Origin of the sequence: Vibrio bathopelagicus (assembly GCF_014879975.1) — a bacterium.
GTDB lineage: Bacteria > Pseudomonadota > Gammaproteobacteria > Enterobacterales > Vibrionaceae > Vibrio > Vibrio bathopelagicus.
Genome location: NZ_CP062501.1, coordinates 586,840 through 608,769 on the forward strand (window position 1 = coordinate 586,840; position 21,930 = coordinate 608,769).

At 43.4% G+C, this 21,930-nt stretch carries 20 protein-coding genes; 4 read left to right on the forward strand and 16 right to left on the reverse strand.

The window, feature by feature from the left end:
* Positions 1 to 184: 184 nt before the first annotated feature.
* Entirely contained in the window at positions 185 to 1,543 is a 1,359-nt protein-coding gene (locus IHV80_RS18965; RefSeq protein WP_192891860.1) for a Na+/H+ antiporter NhaC family protein, read from the forward strand.
* Positions 1,544 to 1,633: 90 nt separating this feature from the next.
* Here IHV80_RS18965 and IHV80_RS18970 read toward each other — a convergent pair whose 3' ends face one another.
* Positions 1,634 to 2,197 carry a cysteine hydrolase family protein gene (locus IHV80_RS18970; RefSeq protein WP_192891861.1) on the reverse strand — a complete coding sequence of 188 codons (564 nt, stop codon included), beginning with the start codon at positions 2,195 to 2,197 and terminating at the stop codon, positions 1,634 to 1,636.
* 89 nt (positions 2,198 to 2,286) lie between these two features.
* Here IHV80_RS18970 and IHV80_RS18975 point away from each other — a divergent pair, with 89 nt between their 5' ends.
* Both IHV80_RS18975 and IHV80_RS18980 read left to right on the forward strand, forming a co-directional pair.
* Complete coding sequence (locus IHV80_RS18975) at positions 2,287 to 3,243, forward strand: GlxA family transcriptional regulator (RefSeq protein ID WP_192891862.1); 957 nt, start codon at positions 2,287 to 2,289, stop codon at positions 3,241 to 3,243.
* Positions 3,244 to 3,353: 110 nt separating this feature from the next.
* Positions 3,354 to 4,400: a helix-turn-helix domain-containing protein gene (locus IHV80_RS18980; RefSeq protein WP_192891863.1), complete on the forward strand. Its 1,047-nt coding sequence runs from the start codon at positions 3,354 to 3,356 to the stop codon at positions 4,398 to 4,400.
* A gap of 30 nt (positions 4,401 to 4,430) precedes the next feature.
* On the opposite strand, the gene IHV80_RS18985 is transcribed toward IHV80_RS18980, so the two are convergent.
* From IHV80_RS18985 to IHV80_RS19000, 4 genes are all read right to left on the reverse strand, one after another.
* Complete coding sequence (locus IHV80_RS18985; RefSeq protein WP_192891864.1) at positions 4,431 to 5,447, reverse strand: alpha/beta hydrolase family protein; 1,017 nt, start codon at positions 5,445 to 5,447, stop codon at positions 4,431 to 4,433.
* Between the two features lie 125 nt (positions 5,448 to 5,572).
* On the reverse strand, positions 5,573 to 6,769 hold the full coding sequence (locus IHV80_RS18990; protein WP_451923562.1) for a multidrug effflux MFS transporter: 1,197 nt from the start codon (positions 6,767 to 6,769) through the stop codon (positions 5,573 to 5,575).
* A gap of 267 nt (positions 6,770 to 7,036) precedes the next feature.
* Complete coding sequence (locus IHV80_RS18995; protein ID WP_192891865.1) at positions 7,037 to 7,417, reverse strand: hypothetical protein; 381 nt, start codon at positions 7,415 to 7,417, stop codon at positions 7,037 to 7,039.
* 184 nt (positions 7,418 to 7,601) lie between these two features.
* The gene (locus tag IHV80_RS19000) at positions 7,602 to 9,314 is read right to left on the reverse strand and encodes an RluA family pseudouridine synthase (protein WP_192891866.1); all 1,713 of its coding nucleotides are present in this window, start codon (positions 9,312 to 9,314) and stop codon (positions 7,602 to 7,604) included.
* Between the two features lie 370 nt (positions 9,315 to 9,684).
* On the opposite strand from IHV80_RS19000, the gene IHV80_RS19005 reads away from it, so the two are divergent.
* The gene (locus IHV80_RS19005) at positions 9,685 to 10,137 is read left to right on the forward strand and encodes an NUDIX hydrolase (protein WP_192891867.1); all 453 of its coding nucleotides are present in this window, start codon (positions 9,685 to 9,687) and stop codon (positions 10,135 to 10,137) included.
* Positions 10,138 to 10,154: 17 nt separating this feature from the next.
* On the opposite strand, the gene IHV80_RS19010 is transcribed toward IHV80_RS19005, so the two are convergent.
* The 11 genes from IHV80_RS19010 to IHV80_RS19060 form a co-directional block, all read right to left on the reverse strand.
* Positions 10,155 to 10,592, reverse strand: coding sequence for a bifunctional diaminohydroxyphosphoribosylaminopyrimidine deaminase/5-amino-6-(5-phosphoribosylamino)uracil reductase RibD (locus tag IHV80_RS19010; protein WP_192891868.1), 438 nt, complete (start codon positions 10,590 to 10,592; stop codon positions 10,155 to 10,157).
* 172 nt (positions 10,593 to 10,764) lie between these two features.
* Entirely contained in the window at positions 10,765 to 11,313 is a 549-nt protein-coding gene (locus tag IHV80_RS19015) for a nucleotidyltransferase family protein (RefSeq protein WP_192891869.1), read from the reverse strand.
* Positions 11,314 to 11,601 carry a putative quinol monooxygenase gene (locus IHV80_RS19020; protein WP_192891870.1) on the reverse strand — a complete coding sequence of 96 codons (288 nt, stop codon included), beginning with the start codon at positions 11,599 to 11,601 and terminating at the stop codon, positions 11,314 to 11,316.
* A gap of 1,032 nt (positions 11,602 to 12,633) precedes the next feature.
* Positions 12,634 to 13,491 (reverse strand): hypothetical protein, encoded by an 858-nt coding sequence (locus IHV80_RS19025; RefSeq protein ID WP_192891871.1) that lies wholly within the window; start codon positions 13,489 to 13,491, stop codon positions 12,634 to 12,636.
* Entirely contained in the window at positions 13,491 to 14,345 is an 855-nt protein-coding gene (locus IHV80_RS19030; protein ID WP_192891872.1) for an ABC transporter ATP-binding protein, read from the reverse strand. Before IHV80_RS19030 ends, IHV80_RS19025 begins: the two co-directional genes overlap by 1 nt.
* Entirely contained in the window at positions 14,342 to 14,713 is a 372-nt protein-coding gene (locus IHV80_RS19035) for a GntR family transcriptional regulator (RefSeq protein ID WP_192891873.1), read from the reverse strand. The genes IHV80_RS19030 and IHV80_RS19035 overlap by 4 nt, the downstream gene beginning before the upstream one ends.
* Positions 14,714 to 14,938: 225 nt before the next feature.
* The gene (locus IHV80_RS19040; protein ID WP_192891874.1) at positions 14,939 to 16,681 is read right to left on the reverse strand and encodes an EAL domain-containing protein; all 1,743 of its coding nucleotides are present in this window, start codon (positions 16,679 to 16,681) and stop codon (positions 14,939 to 14,941) included.
* A gap of 1,077 nt (positions 16,682 to 17,758) precedes the next feature.
* Positions 17,759 to 18,289 carry a hypothetical protein gene (locus IHV80_RS19045; protein ID WP_192891875.1) on the reverse strand — a complete coding sequence of 177 codons (531 nt, stop codon included), beginning with the start codon at positions 18,287 to 18,289 and terminating at the stop codon, positions 17,759 to 17,761.
* A gap of 178 nt (positions 18,290 to 18,467) precedes the next feature.
* The gene (locus IHV80_RS19050; RefSeq protein WP_192891876.1) at positions 18,468 to 18,947 is read right to left on the reverse strand and encodes a type II secretion system protein; all 480 of its coding nucleotides are present in this window, start codon (positions 18,945 to 18,947) and stop codon (positions 18,468 to 18,470) included.
* A 264-nt stretch (positions 18,948 to 19,211) separates the two neighbouring features.
* Entirely contained in the window at positions 19,212 to 21,203 is a 1,992-nt protein-coding gene (locus tag IHV80_RS19055; RefSeq protein ID WP_192891877.1) for a putative bifunctional diguanylate cyclase/phosphodiesterase, read from the reverse strand.
* Positions 21,204 to 21,250: 47 nt separating this feature from the next.
* Complete coding sequence (locus IHV80_RS19060; protein ID WP_192891878.1) at positions 21,251 to 21,808, reverse strand: hypothetical protein; 558 nt, start codon at positions 21,806 to 21,808, stop codon at positions 21,251 to 21,253.
* Between the last annotated feature and the right edge of the window lie 122 nt (positions 21,809 to 21,930).

The following is a 21,930-nucleotide window of genomic DNA, read 5'->3' on the forward strand; positions in this document are numbered from 1 at the left end:
ACGCATAGGCAATTTGTTCTCGAAAGGCTATTTACTGGTGAGTAAATAGCCTTTTCTATTATGTGATGTTCAATAGGGTTCTTATTACTTTGCATTAAATTGGGCGTTTAGACGTCTAGACGTTGACAAGTCCTAAGTGTGACATTAGTCTGCTCTCCTTCCTGTTCTATAGTGTTGTCGTTCCATGTCCAATTCAAAAAATTCTAATGCGGTTATTGCTCCTTCGGCAGTGGCGCTTATCCCTCTGATTGTGTTCCTAGCGCTGTTTATTGGTGTAGGTACGTACATGTCATTACAAGGCGTCGATTTTGCTTTCTATCAGCTTCCAGCTCCAATTGCGGCTTTGCCTGCGGTGATGTTGGCGTTGTTGCTAAGCAAAGATAAATTGAATCGTGCTATCGAACAATTCCTGGGTGGAGTCGGTCACAAAGACATTATTGCAATGTGCATGATCTACCTATTGGCGGGTGCTTTTGCGGCCGTGGCTAAAGCGTCTGGTGGCGTTGACGCGACCGTAAATCTTGGTCTATCGGCGATTCCAACGAGCATGATTCTGCCGGGTATCTTCCTAATTTCAGCTTTCATTGCGACAGCAATGGGTACGTCGATGGGCACCATCGCTGCAGTTGCTCCGGTTGCGTTAGGCATTGCAGATTCAGCAGGCATGAGCATTCCACTGACAGCGGGTGTTGTTTTGAGTGGTGCTATGTTTGGTGACAACCTGTCTATCATCTCTGATACCACGATTGCCGCGACACGTTCGCAAGGCTGTGAGATGAGAGATAAGTTTAAAGAGAACATCCGTATTGCACTTCCTGCTGCTCTTATCGCGATTGTTATCTTCGCGTTCAACAGCACAGCAACTCAAGTTCCTGAAACAGGTCCAATCGAGTGGCTGAAAGTACTGCCGTACATCACCATCCTGATTCTTGCGGTATCTGGTATGAATGTCTTTGTCGTGTTGACCATTGGTATCTTACTGGCGGGTGGCGTGAGCCTAGGTTCTGTTGAGAACTACGGTATGACTGATTACGCTCAAGATATCTATGCAGGCTTTGGCAACATGCAGGAGATCTTCTTACTGTCGATGCTGATTGGCGGTTTGAGTGAGCTAATGCGTCGCCAAGGTGGATTGGCGTTCCTGACTAACTTAGTGAGTGGTGTGATTCGTGCGTTTGGCTCTTCACACTCTAAGCAAGCGAATGGCCGTGCGAGTGAGCTAGGCATTGCTGGCTTGGTATCTATGGTGAACCTATGTACTGCAAACAACACAGTAGCGATTATTGTGTCTGGTAGCGTGGCTCGCCAATTGGCGGAAGAGAACAATGTATCTCCACGTCGCTCAGCAAGCTTGTTGGATATCTTCTCTTGTGTGATTCAAGGCGTATTGCCTTACGGTGCGCAGGTATTGCTATTAGGTTCTGTGTTCAACCTATCGCCGCTAGAGATTGTCTCTAACTCGTACTACTGTTTTGCACTTGCTATCGTGGCTGTTGTTGCTGTGTTTATCAAACACCCAGCACGCCAAGTGGCTCAAGCTTAGTAAAAATAGATTTTAATGAGAAGGCGCCGTAATCGGCGCCTTTTTTGTATCTACAAGAATTGTTCAGAAGCTGGCTTTTGATTTTGAGCTTTATTTAAGCAGGCTCTCAAGCTCGTTTGCTGTCGCGACATTGCAATAACCAAAGCTCAGTGCAGCCATGAATGCGGCGTGGACATGCGCTGCTGGAACCTTAACGCCATTGAACTCCATGTCTAAGGTTGTGCAAGCATCATGCGCTACGTGGCATTCATAGCCTAAATCGGTTGCTGCGCGAGTCACAGCATCAATACACATGTGGCTCATTGCGCCAACGATGATCAGTTTTTCAACGCCTTGCTCTTTTAGCACCTTGTTCAGTTCTGTGTCTCTAAAGCTATTGATTTGATGCTTTACGATGACTGGCTCACCTTCTAGCGGAGTCACGCTGCTGTGGATTTGAGCACCGTCTGATTCTGGCAAGAAGAACGGAGCATCATTCGTCGGAAACTCATGACGTACATGAACCACAGGAAGTTGCTTGTCTCTGAAAGCTGATAATAGCTGTGCACCTTTTTCGGCTGCTTTTTCTGTTTCAGACAGAGGCCATTTTGCACCTTCGTATGAAGGGAAATAGTCATTTTGAAAGTCGATAAGTAGTAGGGCTGTGTTCTTCATAGTCTATACCTTTGTATTTAGTGTGTTGCGGTGTAGGGATATTATGAATACTCTGTAGTTTTTATCGAACGTCAAAAATGACAGACTATATGGCAATAGTGACAAAATCAGTAATGGTCGAAATCATCGACTATCCAGGCTCTCTGCAAAGTGCCGTGTTTGGAGTGAAAGAGTTTCTTCAATTGGCTAATAGCCTCGAACCTTCCAATGAGCAGGTTCAGTTTCATGTTGAAATTAAGCCTTACGACGATTGGTCTAAATCGGTTGATGGATTAATCGAGAACTCAAAAGCAGACATCATTTTGGTGCCGCCAAACTTAGATGGCAGCTACTATTTAGAGCCGGATGAAGGATTGTTGGATTACCTTGTACAATCTCATCAACGTGGGGCGATACTGTGTTCTGCTTGCGCGGGCGTGTTTATTTTGGCGGAAACGGGGTTGTTGCAGGGACGAACCGTGACAACGCATTGGCAAGCACAACAACAATTCTCGGAGCAATATGCTGAGGTCGATGTTGATGTCGACAAAATTTTGATCGATGACGCTGACATTATCACCGCTGGTGGTTTGATGTCGTGGATGGATCTCGCTTTGTTTATCCTGACCAAATACACGACACCGACCAATACTCGTAATCTAGGTAAATACCTTGTGCTTGATACGGGGTTGAGAGAGCAACGCTACTATCAGAGCTTTGTGCCAAACTATGCTCACAGCAATGACAAGATTGTCTCGGTGCAGCGCTTTATTCAAAAGAACCATCACCTTTCGTTGTCTCTTGATCAATTGGCTGAAGAAGCGTTTATGACGCGAAGAACCTTTATTCGTCAATTTACCAAAGCGACCAGCTATACGCCGATCAATTATATCCAACATGTGCGTGTTCAAAGTGCATGTGAGTTATTGGAAAGCTCCCATAAACCGGTTGAGCAGATCAGCTACCTAGTTGGCTATGAGGACGTAAACAGCTTTCGAAAAGTCTTCATGAAAATCATTGGCTTAACACCATCGAGATTTCGTTCTAGATTTCTCTCTGAGGAATGACTTACCATAGATTGATATTCAATAGTTATCACTCGCACTGATTCAATGGTTTACTTACGGAATATGTGACGTGATATTGAAATGATCTTTTCTCGAACATAAATGGAATTTTGATGCTCGCTATTCCCTTGCCATTTGTTGCTGCTCTGTTGTTATTTATCACGGCCGTTTTGCTTCGATATCGTTACCCACAAACAAGTCAAAAACCATTTTGGTTTATCATGTTGTGCGCGTTGATGATTACTGTTGTTGGGTTACGTTGGACGGTGGATATTGCATTGTTTCGTTTCTTACAGCCAGCTCTAGGGGCAAGCGTACCTGTAACAGCATGGCTCTGTTTTGCGGGGGCTCACCGAAGCAAACCAAACACACATTTGCATTGGTTAGGTCCAGTCGCTGTTCTGGTTGGCTCATTTTCTTATGAGCACCTTTGGGGCGGGGCGATAGATATATTACTGATCTCGCTATATCTCGGCTATGGTTGCTTGTTGTTGAAATCATCGTTTAACTTTCCAGAGCAAGTCAGGCTGAGTGATGTATCGAATGTTTTGCTTGCTGAACGTGTTGCTGGTTTTGCTTTGCTGTTTTCAGCTCTCGTGGACGGTATTATCTCGTATGATATTTTGCTGCTTAACGCACAATACACCGACTTGATCCTATCTATTAGCTACTTAGTTCTTATTCCCGCGATTGTTGGGGCTGTGATTGTTGTAAGCACCAGTACGTCTCCGATTCAGAAGCAAAATCAACAACAGAGCGAACTTCCAACACTAAATAGCTTACCTGACGAAGCTGATGCACTGACACCAAAGGTAAGCGAAGACAAAGACGTCACGCAGATAGTCGCTAAGTTTGACGCGTTGATGAGAGAGCAACAGGTGTTCAAAGATCCGGATTTGTCCCTTAATCGATTGGCGAGAAAGCTAGGCATCCCAGCTCGGAAAATATCGTCAGCGGTTAACCAAACTCATAATGAGAACATTTCGAAGGTGATCAACGCTTATCGAATTGAGTACGCCAAGACTCTATTGAAGCAAAGTGATGACACGATAACTGACATCTTCCTGAAATCAGGCTTTCAAACCAAGTCCAATTTCAATCGTGAGTTTTCAAGGATTACTGGGCAAACTCCGAGTGAGTTTCGAAGCTCGCCATAAGTGTTAGATTGAGTTTGTTTACTTCTAAGTTTATCGATTTAGAAAGCCAAAAATGTCATTCAATATCAATTGATGTAGCTCACCGCGTGAAGCGCCTAAGCCGTCTTTACAAATAATGCCATCGCCCGGTACTTCCTCTTCAAGCATTGCTTCGGCTCCTGATTTACATGGTTGAATGAAACTGAAATGAGTGGCGTTTTCGTAGACTTTGTATTGTCTCGAACTAAGAGGAATATGCTCTGCCATGTAGCCAGACTCTAATGCCTGAGGTAAGTCGCCAATATCAATCCCAGCAGCCAGTATTAAAGTGGGTACATTGATCTTATTGAAGCTTTGTACCGAAAAGCTACGAGCAAGCCCTAAATCAAGGCTAACCACGCGCTGTATTCGAGGGTCTGAAAGGCCTTTATCGTTTGGTTCAGCCGTTTGGACTTGCGATAGCCCTAATTCTTCAGAAAGTCCACAGGTACGTGGGTTAGGGTATATAAGACACTCAGCTTCGAAGATCGCCCTATCGATTTTCGCTCCTGCCAATTGCATCACTGTCCAGCCTCCTAATGAATGTCCGATTGCAGTGATATTGTTGGCGTTAACAGATTGCTTCCATAGAACTTCGCTTAACAGGTAATCGAGAGTTCGTGTGATATCTCGCGGTCTTTCCCACCACTTGGCTGCTTGCTCTGGAGATTGGTCAAAAGATGTGGTTCCCGGGTGATTGATCGCCGCTACGATGTAACCACGATGTGCGAGTGCTGTTGCCAACCAGTTTTGGTTGCGCCAGTTTCCTCGGTAGCCGTGTGATAGCAGTATTACTGGAAAAGTACCTGATTGAATTTCTGCATCTTTGATGATTTGTGTACCGATGAAGGCTGGGTTATCGCCAATCAAGGTTGTGTCTGATACATCTTGGGTGGGATACCAAATCGCAGTGTTTAGCGGGCGATTAGGATCGTCAGTTAAGGTGATTTGAGTGAATCCGACATCGGAAGCGATGGCAGAAGTACAAAAGGAAAGTAGGAATACGAACAGTAAGTGTGTCCATTTCATGAGATTGACTCCAGTTGAGGTAATTGGAGCCAATATGCGCTAAAGCCAGTGAGGGAGAGACCTCAAATACGATCGAGGACGCCCTAAATCGTGTTTGAGTACAAACTTAGCTATTTTGGATGTGCTTAACTCAGTTTCTTAGTTACATATTCTTTGTTTCTGACCATTAGCCACATCAAGCCGCCTAGAATACCTACCGATAATTGGATAAAGCCTAGGTTTTCAATCAGAGAATCTGGGCGGATTGAAACCAAGACCATACCCAGTGAACCACAAATCATGCTAAAGAACTGAATCAATGCAACGGCAGATCCTGTGTCTTGGTCTTGCTGGTTCAACATTAAGTTAGTGCCTGGTACTCGCATGATGATAACCATCAGCGTCGCTGGTGCTGCGATAAACATAAAGAACCAAGGTGACAAACCACCGACTGTCAGCGTAAAGATTCCGGCAATCGCTAATAGAGTAAAACACCCTGAAATCACTTTTTGAACCGATACTCGGTAGGACAACTTCATATAAAGCGTTGGCCCAAATGAGGCGCACAATGCGTTGAATGCGAAAGCGTAACTGAATTGCTGTTCGGTCAATCCGAAGTCATTGATGTAAATATAAGACCCTGCGGCAAGAAAGCCCATTAGCGCCATTGGTGTGATGGAGAAAATAACCAGCAGCTTTATGAACGAGCGATTCTTCATGACCACGCCCAGCCTCCCCCATGACCGGAAAATAGAGCCTTGGTATTTGCTTTCGAGTGTCTCTCGGTAGCAAAGCGCCAATACTGATGCGAATGCACCAAAAACGGCGAGGGTAACGAACATCATTCTCCAAGATGCAATCTTCAGTAGAAAGGCGCCAAATACTGGTGCAACCATTGGTGCGATGATAACCAGAGACATGATGGTCGCCATGATCTTTTCGCGTTCTCGGCCGTCATAAAGGTCTTTCACGATGGCGGTTGCGATAACGGTGATGGCACTGCCCGCAAAGGCTTGGAATATACGAGCACCAATCAACTGCTCGATGCTATTGGTCATAGCACATAATACGCTCGCCACCATATAGCTTGCGATGCCAATGAGTAGAATAGGCTTACGCCCAAACTTTTCGCTGAGCGGCCCCCAGAACAACAGGCCAACCGCATAGGTCACGAAGTAGCTGCTCAGGGTAAGGTTGACCATTGATTGGTCAGTATTGAACACCTCAACCATTTGTGGAAGGGCTGGCAAATACAAGTCGATGGTCAATGGAGGAAACGCACTGATGATGACGAGGAAAAATAGCATACCGGTCTTACCCAGTACTGGTTGTGGTTTCTTCAAGGTATTTCCCCGCTATCCAATAAAGGGCCTTTAATGGATGTGATGTTGGTTTTCAGAAGGTTTAAGACACGCTAGAGATGAAGGATGGATTCGCTCAAGAACTTGGCGGGAAATCTCTAATGGTTTGTCTCGGCACTTATTATATTACAAAATATTATCACTTTTATAGTGAACGGGTTCAACCTGTTAGTGGCCAAGCTGGATTGCAATGATGATCGATAGTTTGTGATGCTCATGGAAAGGTTGTGGCAGCTATGAATTAGCTGATTATCTTTTCTTTGGGCGTTTTTCTACCAAGCCATTGCGTTCTAAGCCGCGTCTAACACTGCTGCACAGCTTACCAAAACGGCGTAATTCTTCGAAGTTGGGTCCTTGGCCGATTGAAATACTGTGTTCCCAGTACATCAACTCACTATCGACCATCTCCAATAATTTCTTAGAACAACCAGAGCAGTTTCCTTTCGGTCCACAGATAAACGTCTCCGACTCGTAAAGAGGGAGTTCGTTTTTAACTTCTTCAATTAGGCTCAGCATTGCTGAATTTAGGTCTGGCTTTTTGTCTGTGAGTGGTTTCAAACTTAGTGCTTGTGAGGCAATCACAGAAGAAGTTGGTGTGTTGGTATGCAAATTCAAAGCAGCTGATGACATATCAAAGGCCCCAAGGAAAGAAGAAGAGGCGCATGCTACTCGTCGCAAGAAAATGGACCTTGATGTAGTGCAATAAGCGTGGAGAATTATCCTAAAGGGGTAGAAGGAAGAGGTAGTCAGAGTCACAAACGTTTTGCGACTCTGGTTTATCTCCTAGGCTTAGCGCAGAAAATAGGCTTAACGCTTAGAATTCAGCGTCGAATTGGAACACCATCCATTCTTTGGTTACTGGGTGATGCAGCGCCAGCCTTTCAGCGTGTAAGTGCAGTCTATCGGCTTTGTTGCCGTACAGACCATCACCCAAGATAGGCATATCTAGCCCTTCTTGGTGTGAACAGTGAACACGTAACTGGTGAGTGCGGCCAGTTTTCGGGTGCAGATAAACCTTGGTGGTATCTTGGTTTCGCTCAATCACTTCCCACTTGGTTTCAGCTGGCTTGCCGTGTTCGAAGCAGACAATCTGACGTGGACGATCGTATAAGTCACCACGCAGCGGTAAGCGAACATAACCTTCATCTTGCTCTAGAACGCCTTCGATCATTGCCACGTAACGCTTCTCAACTTCACGAGTAATGAATTGCTTCTGCAGGCTTTTGTTCGCACGTCGTGTAAGAGCAAATATCAGAATGCCAGAGGTAGCCATATCTAAGCGGTGGATAACAAATGGCCCTTCAACATCTTGATGCATTTCTTGAACGCGAGTGTAGGCCGAGTCTTTAATCGTTTTGCCCGGCACAGATAGGAAACCTGCTGGCTTGTGTACCACCACGATGTGATCATCTTGATACAGAATGTCGAGGTCTTTGCCTTCTGCTGGGTTCTCTAGCAATGGGTTTGGATCCACCTCTAGGCCTTTCATCATATGGCCAAGGATCGGCACACACTTACTCTGACAAGAAGCGTAGTATTTCTTGTGTTTACGGATTTCCGATTTCGGTGAACGACCCCACCAGAATTCAGCCAATGCCAACGGTGTGTAACCGTTCAAATACGCGTACTGCAGAAGCTTGGGTGCGGCGCATTCACCAGAACCTGCTGGTGGTATCTTGTTTGGGGTGTCTTCAAAGATCTGGTTCAGATCCTCAATGTTTCCTTCCGCATTTTGGAAAGCGTATTGTGAAAACAGTTTGTGCTGAAGCTGATGAGAAAGGTGTGCTCTTTGCTCTTTGAGTTCAGCCAATTGAGTCGTAAACACGTCAACTTTGCTTTGAAGCTCATTCAGGGTCTGTTCCCAGTTGAGTTTAAGATATTTCTGCTGATTTTTGTCGGCAACACTGGCTCTGTTTAACTCGTTATTCAGTTGCTCGAAGGCTTGCTCATCAAGGTCTTCTTTACCTTGTTCGCGTTGTTCTTTGCGTGTTTTTCGACCTTCTATAATTAACAAACGCTGAGCTTCAATCTCTTGCTCTGCCTGTGCTTTCTGTTGTGCTAATTGTTCACACAGTTCAAGGTATTCAGCGTTCGCTTGCAGCGCTTTAAATTTCGCATTAACAGCCATCATGTCGGCTGTGTCTTGATGGAAAAAACTGTCGCTGCTGAGCATGTCGAAGACTGGCGGCACAAAGTGAGGTAATAAGTTTTGGTCAGCGATTTTTCCGGAGAAAGCAGAGAAGTAACCAAGTTCACCTTCAGGGCTTTTCACCAGTAATACGCCAAACATTTTGCCGCGGCCTGCGTCAGAATCTAGCCCGAAGTCATGTTGCCAATCGGTTTGTGTTTCTAGGTATTGTTGAAGCTGATGAGAAGCGATTTCACACAGTGCGTGTGGTTCGTAATAGAACGGGAAGGTGAAACGCTCAGGCAACGAATATGACTCGATCGGCTGTTGAAAGCGAGTGAAGCAATGCTCAGGTGTGTGGCTGTTTTCTGAGTCGTGCGTTGGTTTGGATGAGTGCATATTGTCGTCTTAGTACTTATATCTTGGTGATAAATGGTTGTGAGTCTACTGTGTATGATTATAGAGCCTAGAAACAGAGCGACTAAAACAGGGGCCTTTAAAAACAAGGCTTCTAGAAACCGACGTTCTAATAATAAAAAGTGAAGAAACACAGTACAAGGCGGGGATTCTACTCTTTATCGAAAAGCGCCTCAAATAAGAAATGGATCAATGATGGGATACATGAGTTGTCATTTTGCATGCAAAACTTAGGAGTCTCGCTTGATAGTCATAAATTGATGAGTGACTTCTCGTTTCTAATCAGAGAAGGTAACTTCATAAATGAAGGGTGGCAGCTTTGCCGCCCTCTTATTCAACCTAAGGTAACGTTATGATTCCACTCAATACTTCCATCGTAGCTGGCGTCGCTCTTTCAGAGATCGACGGACAAACGAAAATGCTATTAATGAAGCGTGTGAAAGGCGAATTTTGGTGCCATGTAGCAGGATCGATTGAAGCGGGCGAAACAGGCTGGCAGGCTATTGTTCGTGAGTTTGAAGAAGAGACCAAAATTGAAGTGAAAGCCTTGTACAACGCGCAGTTTCTGGAGCAGTTTTACGAGGCACACGTTAATGTGATTCAGCTAATTCCTGTGTTTGCTGTGTTATGTCCACCCAACCAAGCGATTGAACTGAATGATGAACATACTGAGTACCGTTGGTGCAATTTAGAAGAGGCGAAAGCGTTAGCACCGTTTCCTAACCAACATGCGGTCTACGAGCATATCTGGTCGTATTTTGTCGATAAGCCAGTCAATCCGCTTTACCGTGTGAAATTGAATTAACACTGACTGCTTAAGATCTAGGACTTGCCAAGGTACGGGGTTAAAAAGGCACTCACTTGTGCTTGGGATAGCCCCACATCGACTTTCACGCCGTGTGATTCGAGTATCGCCACACCACGACCGTTATTGCGAGGATCTGGGTCTAACATGGCGATAACTACGTGTTTGACGCCAGCCTTAACCAGTGTGTGGGCACAAGCAGGTGTTCTGCCAACAAAAGAGCAGGGCTCTAATGTTACATAAGCCGTAACACCTTCCATTTCTCCGTCCATTCCGTCGTCATAGCTATTCAGCGCTTCGACTTCTGCGTGATTTCCACCGACCTTCTGTGTGTATCCGACCGACACGACCTCACCGTTTTTGACCAAAACACAGCCCACTGGCGGGTTTGGTTGGCAATCAGGCAGGGCTTGGCGCGAAGCTTCAAGAGCTTGCAGCATGTATTGTTGGTTCATGGTCGTTACTCAGTATGACGAGAAGGTGCAGTTGTTAGTGGCCGCGCGCGGTTGATGGGTTGATTAGTTACTAAGCTAATAAGTTAATTAAGCTAACAAGTGGAGCATGTTCGATCTGATTGGGCTTTTAGTCAATGGTTTAGTTTTGAACTCGACCGATTTACCAGCGGCTCTATTCAATATTCAATCTTGGCCAATGGGATAGCCAGTTTTTGGATTGGACTCGTTGATCAAACACGTCGCGACTGCGATTGGGGTTCGGTGTGATTTTCAAATCAAACAAGCTCTCTAAGCCAAAAGCAGAAATACACTCGATTTCCCCTGTTGGACTTTGTTTTAGGGCGACCGCAGTCTCTTTCTCAGGCCAGTAATTCATCGCATCTAATGCGCTTTGATAAGGTTTGTCGCCATTTCGGGTGTGCATATTGGCTTGATTGCGAACTTGCCAATCCAACTCAGGTAACCACTGTTGAAGCTGAGCTTCGTATCGAATAGCCGACTCGTAAGAGGTATCACTGCGATCAAAGTAGATCACATCAATGTCGTTGAGTGGCGTAGGGGAATCAAAGTCATGTAGGTGGTCCCACACTCGATTTCGCACAAAGCCCGCAGCCACATAGCATTGCGGTAAACCCAGTTGAGAGACACAACCTAAAACTTGCATTCGTAAGGGATCTTGTTTGATCAACCTGGTGACGCGCTTGGCTAATGGTTCGGACATTTATGAGGTCGTAACGTCGGTTATTTGATAATGACGAGTTACGTTCTTTGAGATGTGACCCCATTCAGAGGCTTTTACTCGCTGCTGGTGGGCTTCGAATGCTTCTCTACTAGTGAACTCTTCATAAACTTCAAATCGATTAGGCTGAAGTGAACTTTGACTGACTCGAAATACGATACAACCGGGTTCTGAGAGTGTGAGTTCTTTATGAACAACCAGCGCTTGTGTGACAGCTTCTAGGTCGTTGTCTGGCACAAGAATATGCCCTTGTAGAATTACTTTACTCATAATCACGTCCATTTAATTTTATCCATTACTGTCTTTTTCTATTAAAAGCGCTTCCGTTACAAACATAATCCCATTTTGAGTTTGTGTCGTATAGGCTTATGTGAATAAAAAATAGCCAGCTCAAAAAAACAGGAGTTACCCTGTAACATGAGTTGTGGAGAAGATAGTAGTAGGCGAGAAAGGCTAGTTAATGGCAGGAAAGGTGAGTTATTGGGAACTAAATCCATGTTGGTCCGGTCTATTAAATACGTATCACTGAACTGTATTGATACTGAAATGAATTTGTCATCTGAGATAACTAATCTAAATTTCGAACAACGGCTTAAGAGATTGAATTGAGGCATAGTTGATAACTAGGTCATACTTTGATGTAAATGGTACTCAAAACTCTATATATTTTGTGATATGTATCATTGATCTGGCCGTCAAACACCGTTAGATTCGAATAGTTGGCAATAAAAATAGCTCATGAAGAGCAGTTAAAGAAAAGGAAATATCCCTTATGAAAAAAATGAGAAGAGCACAGCTTCATCGCGTTCGTATCCAATACTGGAAAGACACAGCGAAAGAAGCTTCAAAGAAATAAGCTTTATATCGATAACTGAAAAGCGAAAGAGCTTGAAGTTAACATGATGAATTAAAAGCTTAGAAGCAGAACTGATTACAAGATCTGTAAACGCAACAAACCGATTTCAATAGCACTCTCAAGGACCTTCATCTGGTCGGCGACTAAAGAAATCATCCCCCAAAGAGCTGGCAGGCATTAACAATAATGCAATTCAATGTCAGCTCATTAATACCTCCTAGTTTATCTTTACCTCACTCAGTACTTTGAACCAAAACTAAACCAAAACTGATCACCAATCCGTATCTTTGCCTCTATCACTAAAACCGTTGTTAGGATTCAAAACACCAAAAAATAAAACAGCAGCCAATAAAAAAGCTCCCGATTTCTCAGAAGCTTTGATTTAGATTTTGATATCTGACGACGTTAGCCGCTCAGGGATCAGGGCTTAGGTTCAGGCAGTGACTCTAGCGTTGGAACAGCGTCTTCAAGCTTACATCATCGGTTCTGTTTAACTTAAGGCTCAGTAGGTAACCACCAATACCGAGCAGTACGTAAATACTTAACGACAGAATAGAGACTTCTGAAAGCGCACTGAATGGATTGCTGGTCGTCAGCACTTTCATCGGCAGCGATGCGATGACAGAAAAGAAATCATTGATGCCATAGAATCCGAATAGCGCGATAGCTAACCACTTAATCGCAAAGCTTGAGATGAAAATAACAAGCAGCGGAGAGTTAACCAGTTGCGAAATCGCCAGAGTAACCGTTGCTAATGGCAATAGAACTAACGCAACCAGCAGCATTCGACCAAAGAAAACCACCCAATTGGTTAGCACATAGAATAGCGATTGTTGCTCTACTATCAGTGCTAATTGCTGTTCGCTTGAAACGTTCAGAATCCAAAACAGAGAATCAGCGAATAGAACCAACAGAGCGCAGATAGCGGGAATCACCACTAAACCGAAACCTAGCTTCACACAGTGAGTCATGGCGTTCGATACGGGCATACTTCTCCAAAACATTGAGCTGCCTTCTTGGCGCTCTTTACGCAGCGTTTTAGGGATGTAAAGCGTCGAAAGCAGCAGTGAAATCAAGCCTGCGCCAAAGTAGATCACTGAGTTAAGATCTTGTGCGAACTCTCTGTGGATGTCGCTCACGTCGCCGTTGACTTCCATTTGGAAGAAAAACTCGTGTTGTGCCTGACCGCTAAAGAACAGACTAACGAACAGCAAGAAGCCACACAACCCGACAAACAGAGGCAATCGAGTGTTGATTTTGTGCTCGATAAGCTCTTTTTCTAGCATGTAAAAACTTGGATGCATTATGCCTTCTCCGTCTGTGTTGCAAGGAATAGGTCCGCGAGACCCACGTTGTAGATGTTACCCAATGACTCAACTTGCGCTTTATATTGGCCTTCCAGTAACCACTTAGTACTTCCTAACCCAGGCTGTGAGGTCAGTGGGTTGAGCTTCTGGATCTCGCTTGAATGGTTGTTTGCGACATCGATAATGAAATAGTCGTTCTCGATGTCTTCCATGCTCTTTTTCAACACACAGTGGCCTTGCTTCAGAATCAACACGTCCGTTAGTAGGTGTTCAATCTCTGAAACCTCATGGCTAGCAATGATCATGGCGCGTTCGCCGTCATGGAACCACTCTAGGAGGTGACGATAAAAAGTATCGCGGTAGAGTAGATCAAGCCCCAGCGTTGGCTCATCTAAGATCAACACCTGAGTGTCGGTTGCAATGATGATCGCAAGGTGAAGTTGTACCTTCATCCCTTTAGAAAGCTGCTTAATCGTTGAAGAGAGCTTAATGTTGGTGCTGCTTAACGTCTGTTCGGCTTTTTGCTTGTTGAAGCTTGGGTGTACACCTTGGGTGTAGCGAAGCAGTTGTTTCACTGTCATCCACTCAGGTAACACGTTTACATCTGAAATGTACGATAAGTGCTGCATGAGTTCTGCGTGCTGGTGGATAGGATGGTAACCATTCACCTCAATCTCACCTTGATAGCTGTGCCCACCAAGCAGTGATTTGATCAGTGTCGATTTACCCGCGCCATTGTGTCCAAGCAGCCCAAGCACTTGCCCCGGCTTTAACTCAAAGCTGATGTTCTCAACACCCACTTGGTTTGAATAGGTTTTGGTTACGTTTTTCACTGAAAGTAAAGTACTCATGACTTGTCCTTTATATGTTGTTCTAGCTGTTTCACGAGTTCTTCGACACTCATATCAATGATGCCTAGCGTCTCAGCGATGGCTGGGATCTGTGTGTTAATGAAAGTTTGGTGTGCCGAGTCTTTCAATTTTTGAAGTGCACCTTCCGCGACATACATGCCCTGGCCGCGTTTTTTCTCTACTAGACCTTCATCAACCAGTAACTGATAGCTTTTCATGACAGTCAGGTGGTTGATTTTGAGATCGGCGGCAACCGCACGCACAGAGGGTAATGCTTGTTGTTCTAACCAAACACCTTGAAGAATTTGGTCACTGATCTTTGCGGCAAGCTGCCTAAAGATCGGCTGGTCGTCTTTCCATTCGGTCATATTCAAAACTGCATGGTGATATACATGTGTATAACACTAACCTTTTTATTCGAATTGGCAAGGGTTTTATAGCAATAGATAGAATGTTTTTATGGTTGAATGGATAGTGTTTAGCTGGAAGGGAGCCTGAAGCCAGCTTCCTTGCCGGCTCTCAAGCAGTTGTATCAAAGGTGGTTATTTGAAATGGAAACCATTGTTTATCTACATTTCAAATAGGGTGAGGCTTTACTCTTCTGAGTTACTGGGTCTGCTATACAAGTAGCCTTGATGCAGGTTGTAGCCTAGTTGGCACAAGATATATTGTTGCCTGCGAGTCTCTACGCCTTCGTAAATCATTGTAATGTTGGACAAGCGTCCAATTTCAGAGATGTTGAGCAGCACGGCCTGGTGATGCTCCCCAGACTCGATGTCTTTGACAAAACAACGGTCCAATTTGAGGTAAGTCGGGGAAATGATACTGATGATTTCGATGTTATTGTTTCCGGTCCCAAAATCATCCAGCGCGATAGTAATGCCCAGCTTTTTAATGTCTCTGATGTTATCGATCACTTCACATCCATAACCGATATTTGAGTATTCGGTTATCTCAACCACAAACTCATTTGCTTCCATTGCGGCTAAGTGATGTCGAATTTTCTCGAAATTCGTTCCCACTAATGCACTTGGGCAAACATTCACACCATAAATCTCGTGGCTGTTATTGGCCTTAGCATTTTTGACGGTTTCAATCAGTAAAATCGTATGGAAAGTGAGTAGGTTGATGCGTCTCATGGTGTTGATAAAGTCCAACACACCGACATTTCGTACCCTAGACAACAGTTCGTAATACAGCACGCTACTATCTTCTGTGTTGATGATGGGCTCTTCTTCAAAAGATATGTTTTTCCAGCGAAGTATATAGACCACAAAACCTAAAATATAAGAGTGATAGAGCAGGGTGGCTAATAGCAGAGCCAACGTAACCCACAACGCGGCAATGTCGTTACTGTAGAAGGTGATGGACGCACCGCTTGGTAGTGGGGCTTGATAGATAGATTTACTGTTTTCTCCAAGGTTTAGAATGTAGTAACCATTCTTTTGGATGGAGACAGAGTCAACTAACAAAGGCAGTAACGAGTTTCGGTATCGAGCTTCAATTGAGCCTTTGGAGATCCGCACAGTAAGGTCAATGTCATGCTCAGGGTCGGTGAATCGTGAGTAAGCAAAATCAGCGCTATCGTAAAAATCATCAATCTGATCGAGTTCTACCATCTTTGACCGTGTTTTGGATACATAACATGAACCCAAAGGAGTCGTCATCACTACAGAATCCAGATTGAGTGAGTGCCTTAACGCATGGACTGTGCCTTCGTTGTTGCAGCCGTAACTCATGACTTCTTCAGCAATTTCTTTGGTGTTTTGACTGTATTCATCTGCGATTTTCGTCGTATAAAGGATTTGGAAAAAGTAGACAACGAATAAGATAATTGAAGAAACAGTGAACACAAGTATCAAAGATCTTATCAACTCTTTTTGGTAAGCGTTGAACATCAGCTTTAACACGTCTTTGTGGCTGGGTTTGAATTGGTTGATGTTGTACTTCGGTGCAATTCGATTGGTAGAACTTTTATCAAGGTCGATGAAGTAACCGACTTTATAGAGATTCGATATCAGTTCATTTTTATTATTTACGTTGGCCTTTTTACATAGGCTACGATATTTCTTTCTTATCGACGCGATAATGTTTTTTAATGCGTACAAACTGAACTCCTCATCAAAATGTAATTTAAATGACTCCTCAACATCTCTAGCCGATTGAGGGTTTGATATTGATGAATGTTCTAATAAAAATTTTAGAACAAAACTCTCTTTACTATTAAGGGTTTCTTCTGATATTTTATTACTGTCCCTTTTGATATATATTTTTTCTTCATTATAAATTAGTTGCAAGCTCTCATTATTGTTATTTATGTTGAAAGAACAGTGCATGGCTCAACTCCTAAGCAGTCATTATTGTATTTGTGTGATTGATATGTGGTGATTGAAATTCTATTCAATCAAAGATTCCTTTCTAAAAAACATAACTAAAATGTCACGGCTTTCTATCAATATGTTGATGTTAATCCCATAAATTTGGGTTTAATGAAAGGATGTAGAGAGGTTCATTCAAAACTTGAATTTATAAATCAATGCCATTGATTTACAAGAGGTAAAGGAGATTAATCCATTTGTTCTGGTATTTATCCATTTACAACACTCAGTTTTATAGGCTTTACTTAGTTGATTAGCAAGTGCTAATTTAGGTGGTGGAGGTATTCATTGTACTTATTTAACTCGAGGATTTATTATGGTTTTTACGGATAAAGATTAATTATGAAGATTTATATAGCGTTAATTCAATCTTGTATTTAGGTGATAAATTATCCACAGTGAAGTGATAGAAATATCAGTAGTGAGCTTGTTTTCGATTAACCTTATTTGTTAAAAGGTTGATTGTGTGTTTTTATCAGTGTCTGTTATTTTAATATGACTTATTTGTTATTGAAGGACATATTATTTTCAAGCGGGGGCTAAGGCAGTGAGGATGTGCGCTTCTAGGCGAGAGTCATTTTAAATAAGTAATTTTTTATACGAGCATTCAAGGTGAAATTGTTCAGGGTTACTGTGAACACTGCACGTCGTAAGTATTTTTCTCAACTCTTTCTCAATTGTTCTTCGATATAATCTGATTGTTACTCATCACAACTGGTTATTTACCTCAACATAGTAAATCTAGTTCTAATACGAATATCCTCGAGATGTACTTTAACGTCGATGGTAGGGCTGTTGTATAGAAGGGTGGGAGCGAAATCCATCTAGCATGCGCCATCAAGAACGACGATTTGAGGCTCTTTGTCTTGCTGATCCAACATCTGACAAAAGGTGAATAGGTGTCACTTTCAGTACATAATGAAGAAGAAAGCTCCTAATTAGGCTGACTAATAGGAGCTCTCGATACTTTCTCTCTCTACAGCTTTCTTTTGGTAAGAAATAGAGAATTAAGGGTTTAGCAATTGAAAGCTAAAGCTAGAAATTGAAGCTTGCGGTAACACGTACTACATCTTCTTCAAATGGTGTTGTCCCACCTGAACCATCTGGCACCATTGCCGAATCATTGATCTTACCGTAATCCACCGTTAAGCCAATCATGCGCCAGTTAACCGTTGTGCCTATTGAGCCATAGACGTTATCGATATTGATGTCGTTAAATGAAGCATTGTCAGATTTCACATCCGCATTCAAATAGTTAATACCGATCTTTGGGATAATATCGAACTCGGCGATTTCAAATTTATAGCCAACGTTGGAGTATAAGCCCCATGCATCTTGTGAGTTTGGCTCATCTAAATCTACTGCTTCCGTACCTAATGAGAAACCGCCACCGACAACGATGTTGTTCGATAACTCTTTACTGTAGCCGAAGCTTGCCAGTTCTTGATTTCCGATGAAAGTCACACCAGCTTCGATAGAGTTGTCACGGCTATTTGCAAATGCAGACAGTGACATACATACCGTTGAAATTACGATAGCTGGTAAAACGAAGGTGTTCTTGTTCATGATTCTCTTTCTCATTTTGTAAGGATGGAAAAAGTGTACGAAATAACGAGGCTCAAATATGAGTCGCGATACAATCACGAATGAGCTGAACAAGAACTGACATAAAGTGAATAAAACTAACTCGAACATGAAGATGAAGGTAGGGTTTTATGTATAGCTGATAAGCGGTGAATGTTGATTAACATGCACCATCAAGGACGACGATTTGTGGCTCTTTTTCTGGCTGATACAGCACCTGACAAAAATCACCTTCAGGTAAATAGGTGTAGCTGTCAGTGTCAAAAGAGATAGCGGCTACTCGCTCTGCATTGCTGTCAGGTATGACTTCCTTGTTGATGACGTGAAGTTCAGTTTCATCAATGTTCAACAGACGCCTTAAGGCATCGACATAAGCGATTGGGTAACCATGACAAACGTAATAGGTTTCAACCTCGGTTTTCTCGACATAGTTACATTGCCCTTCGACACCACCGATTGCAGATTTAGCGTAGATCATATCTATGCCTGTGCGTAGGTTGCCTGCCACATCGTGTATTTTACTCGCACGAGCATTTCCTTGAATGTCTAAGAACTTGACGATGGCCGTGGCAGAAACCACCGCTAAGATTAATAAAGCGACGATAAGTTCTAAGAGAGTGAAGCCGTTTTGTTTGCTCATGTTTACCAATTATTGAATCTGATGACGGTACTTTTGGAGAGTAATCGATCTGCTAAAGTCATTACAATGAGTAGGTATAAATGTTTATTGACATATGAACTGCTTTCTCTATAAAAAATTTTAATAAACAATGGGTTAGGTTTATTTTCTTCTTGGTTGGTACAATGTAAGCCTGCGTAAGCGTTAACAAAGACATCGTCATGTTGTTTGCTAAGTAATCAAGAGCCTAACTTATTGATAAATAAATCTTTAGTTTTCTATTTATCAAGCGGATAAAAATTGAATTTCGACTTCATTTGAGGGAATAGGCTTACTGAACAAGAATCCTTGAAGATACTGGTATCCGCAGTCGATTAAGAACTCTTTCTGCGTTTTGGTCTCGACGCCTTCAGCTATCACCTTTAACCCCAATTTGTCACAGATAGCATGGGTCGCTTGGACAATCGCTTTACTTCCTTTGTGCGAACCGTGGACAAAGCTTTTATCGAGCTTAACAGTGCTAATTGGTAGGTCGTGCAACATGGATAGAGAGGAATAACCAGTGCCGAAATCGTCAAGATGAAGCTCAACACCCAGTTTGGATATATCGTTCAGCGACTGCCTAACTTCACCGTGTTTGAAAATCATTGAAGATTCGGTGATTTCAAGGGCGATGCTTTGAGGGTGGATATTATAGAAGTTAAGCATGGCCGACAGTTGTTCAGCAAAGGACGCGTGCATCTGAATACTCGAGATATTAATGCTCATCATCAGTTCACTATCAAACTCTCTATGCCATATAGATAGCTGCTTAAGGGCTGAATTGAGCACCCACTTTCCTAGCGGTACGATCTGACCTGTTTCTTCCGCCACAGTGATGAATTCATCAGGGCCAATGTTACCGAGCTCTTTGTCTGACCATCGAAGTAGCGCTTCAAACCCTTTCACCTTGCCGTGATTGATGTTCATGATCGGCTGATAATGCAGATTAAGGTCGTCGTTTTCTAAGGCTTGAGTCAATCGATGGCGGATTTCTACTTTCCGATGCAGAACCTGCGCTAAGTTCGGCGTGAAAGTCTGGAAGCGGTTTCGACCATTCGCTTTAGCAATGTGCATTGCCATACCTGCTTGCTTCAACAATGACTCTTGATCCACGGCGTTATCAGGGAAATGTGCCGTACCAATGCTACAACCAACAGACAAGGTGCCAATGCCACTGATATGGAAGCTTCTATTTAGTGCGTCAATAATACGCGAGCAAAGTAACGGGATGTTGTGGTTTCGACAGATGTGGGCAATCACAATGAATTCGTCGCCACCAAATCGACCTATCATGCAGGTTTCATCAACGAGTTGTTTGAGACGCTCACCTACTTGTTTGAGCAGTTGGTCACCGACACTGTGGCCATAGGTGTCATTAACCAGTTTGAAGCCATCAAGATCAACGAACATCAACTCAAAAGGTGAGCGATAGGCGATACTGGTTTCCAGAAGGTTGGTGATGCCACGGCGATTGTAAAGCTCAGTTAAGCAGTCGTGTTCCGCGTTGTATCTGGCCTTTATTAGCTTCTCTTTCTGTTTGGTTGTGCAAGTCAGGTTTAACAGCAGCTCACTCTTATCAAATAGCCATTTTCCCTGCACATCGAAGTGATGAGCTTTATCACCAATATGGCAGCTGACTTCTTCTAAAATCTCTCGACCTTTGCGTGCTGAAAACAACCACTGGGCGGCTATCTCTTCACTTGAAACGAAATCGGAGAGGGTGGTAAACGGCGAACCATAGTTTTGGGAAAATGCAGAGTTAGCACTTACTACTGCTCCCGATCTATCAAACAACAGGGATAGGTTAGAGCCATCAGAACAAGCGAGGTCGTGCTTTAGGCTATCTTCTTCTGCGATGACTTGTACCAGCATTCCAGTTCGGCCGTCTGGCAATGGGATCCCAGAAAACAAACACAGAGCCCGCTTAGCAATGTACTTGGGCGTGAAGTTCCACCATGTCTTGATGCTTTGGTTTCGCTGAAACTGTCTTTGGTATTCTTCAAGTGTGGCTTCTATCGCCTTTGACATTTCGACACTAAAGTCACGTGATGTCAGCTCAAATAAAGATTCAGACTCCCAAAGAGGAAGGGCGCTGCTGTTTGCCCAAGTTATTCTCTTCTTATCAATGTCATATATCCAAATTGGACACTGGAGATACTCGAAAGGTTGATAACTTGTCATCATATTAAACTCGGTAAACAGATATTTTGGGCGAACGAAGCCTACTGAACTCATGTAGTCAGTAAGCTGTTTATCTTTATCTTTATCTTTATCTTTATCTTTTACAGGTTCAGTGAGCGGATGATTTTCGTCACCTTACCTTCCGGCGTGGTTTCGATGACATAGCCTTTCTTATCATCAAATATCTCACCATCGATAAACTGCCATCCATTCGGTTGCTCTGTTATCTCTTTAGGGAAGTCCTTATCGAACATCGAATAATTTGGATAGACAGTTTCGATGGCTTCGAACAACAGCTGAGCTTCATCTTGGTTAGTGACCACGAAGTTTTCTTTAAGACACAAGGTTAACTCTGGCAATGGTTGGGTTGTGTAAGGTTCTGTCACGGTACCCAATACACCGTTGTGTGAGTAAAAGAGGTATGAGCCACTGCTACTCTCACTGCCATCCGGTGACTTGATTGAAGGCGTGGCACTGTAGAATTCACAGCTAAAGACCATCTTCTGAATAATGCTGCTTTGTGGTGTGACTTGAATGTCTATCCAAGCACTGACTTGTTCTTGAATCTTGTTCACTGTGTCATGTTTATTGGTGTCAGCAATAAGCGGTGTTGAGACTAAAGCTGCAGTTGTAATTAACAGTGAAAGCGATTTATTCATCTTAAAGAGGGCCCTGTGTCGAAGTGGTGGTTGTCTAATAATGAGTCAATCCATTAGTTGGGCGAATGTTACGTTAAGAACTTATCTCTTAACAGGGTTTATCGTGTGCTCAATAATGGAAA

What these genes read in the sequence shown, in the direction of transcription:
- IHV80_RS18965 (WP_192891860.1), top strand. Translation starts at nt 185, where the DNA reads ATGTCCAATTCAAAAAATTCTAATGCGGTTATTGCTCCTTCGGCAGTG.
- IHV80_RS18970 (WP_192891861.1), bottom strand. Translation starts at nt 2,197, where the DNA reads ATGAAGAACACAGCCCTACTACTTATCGACTTTCAAAATGACTATTTC.
- IHV80_RS18975 (WP_192891862.1), top strand. Translation starts at nt 2,287, where the DNA reads ATGGCAATAGTGACAAAATCAGTAATGGTCGAAATCATCGACTATCCA.
- IHV80_RS18985 (WP_192891864.1), bottom strand. Translation starts at nt 5,447, where the DNA reads ATGAAATGGACACACTTACTGTTCGTATTCCTACTTTCCTTTTGTACT.
- IHV80_RS18995 (WP_192891865.1), bottom strand. Translation starts at nt 7,417, where the DNA reads ATGTCATCAGCTGCTTTGAATTTGCATACCAACACACCAACTTCTTCT.
- IHV80_RS19000 (WP_192891866.1), bottom strand. Translation starts at nt 9,314, where the DNA reads ATGCACTCATCCAAACCAACGCACGACTCAGAAAACAGCCACACACCT.
- IHV80_RS19005 (WP_192891867.1), top strand. Translation starts at nt 9,685, where the DNA reads ATGATTCCACTCAATACTTCCATCGTAGCTGGCGTCGCTCTTTCAGAG.
- IHV80_RS19010 (WP_192891868.1), bottom strand. Translation starts at nt 10,592, where the DNA reads ATGAACCAACAATACATGCTGCAAGCTCTTGAAGCTTCGCGCCAAGCC.
- IHV80_RS19015 (WP_192891869.1), bottom strand. Translation starts at nt 11,313, where the DNA reads ATGTCCGAACCATTAGCCAAGCGCGTCACCAGGTTGATCAAACAAGAT.
- IHV80_RS19020 (WP_192891870.1), bottom strand. Translation starts at nt 11,601, where the DNA reads ATGAGTAAAGTAATTCTACAAGGGCATATTCTTGTGCCAGACAACGAC.
- IHV80_RS19025 (WP_192891871.1), bottom strand. Translation starts at nt 13,491, where the DNA reads ATGCATCCAAGTTTTTACATGCTAGAAAAAGAGCTTATCGAGCACAAA.
- IHV80_RS19030 (WP_192891872.1), bottom strand. Translation starts at nt 14,345, where the DNA reads ATGAGTACTTTACTTTCAGTGAAAAACGTAACCAAAACCTATTCAAAC.
- IHV80_RS19035 (WP_192891873.1), bottom strand. Translation starts at nt 14,713, where the DNA reads ATGACCGAATGGAAAGACGACCAGCCGATCTTTAGGCAGCTTGCCGCA.
- IHV80_RS19040 (WP_192891874.1), bottom strand. Translation starts at nt 16,681, where the DNA reads ATGCACTGTTCTTTCAACATAAATAACAATAATGAGAGCTTGCAACTA.
- IHV80_RS19045 (WP_192891875.1), bottom strand. Translation starts at nt 18,289, where the DNA reads ATGAACAAGAACACCTTCGTTTTACCAGCTATCGTAATTTCAACGGTA.
- IHV80_RS19050 (WP_192891876.1), bottom strand. Translation starts at nt 18,947, where the DNA reads ATGAGCAAACAAAACGGCTTCACTCTCTTAGAACTTATCGTCGCTTTA.
- IHV80_RS19055 (WP_192891877.1), bottom strand. Translation starts at nt 21,203, where the DNA reads ATGAGTTCAGTAGGCTTCGTTCGCCCAAAATATCTGTTTACCGAGTTT.
- IHV80_RS19060 (WP_192891878.1), bottom strand. Translation starts at nt 21,808, where the DNA reads ATGAATAAATCGCTTTCACTGTTAATTACAACTGCAGCTTTAGTCTCA.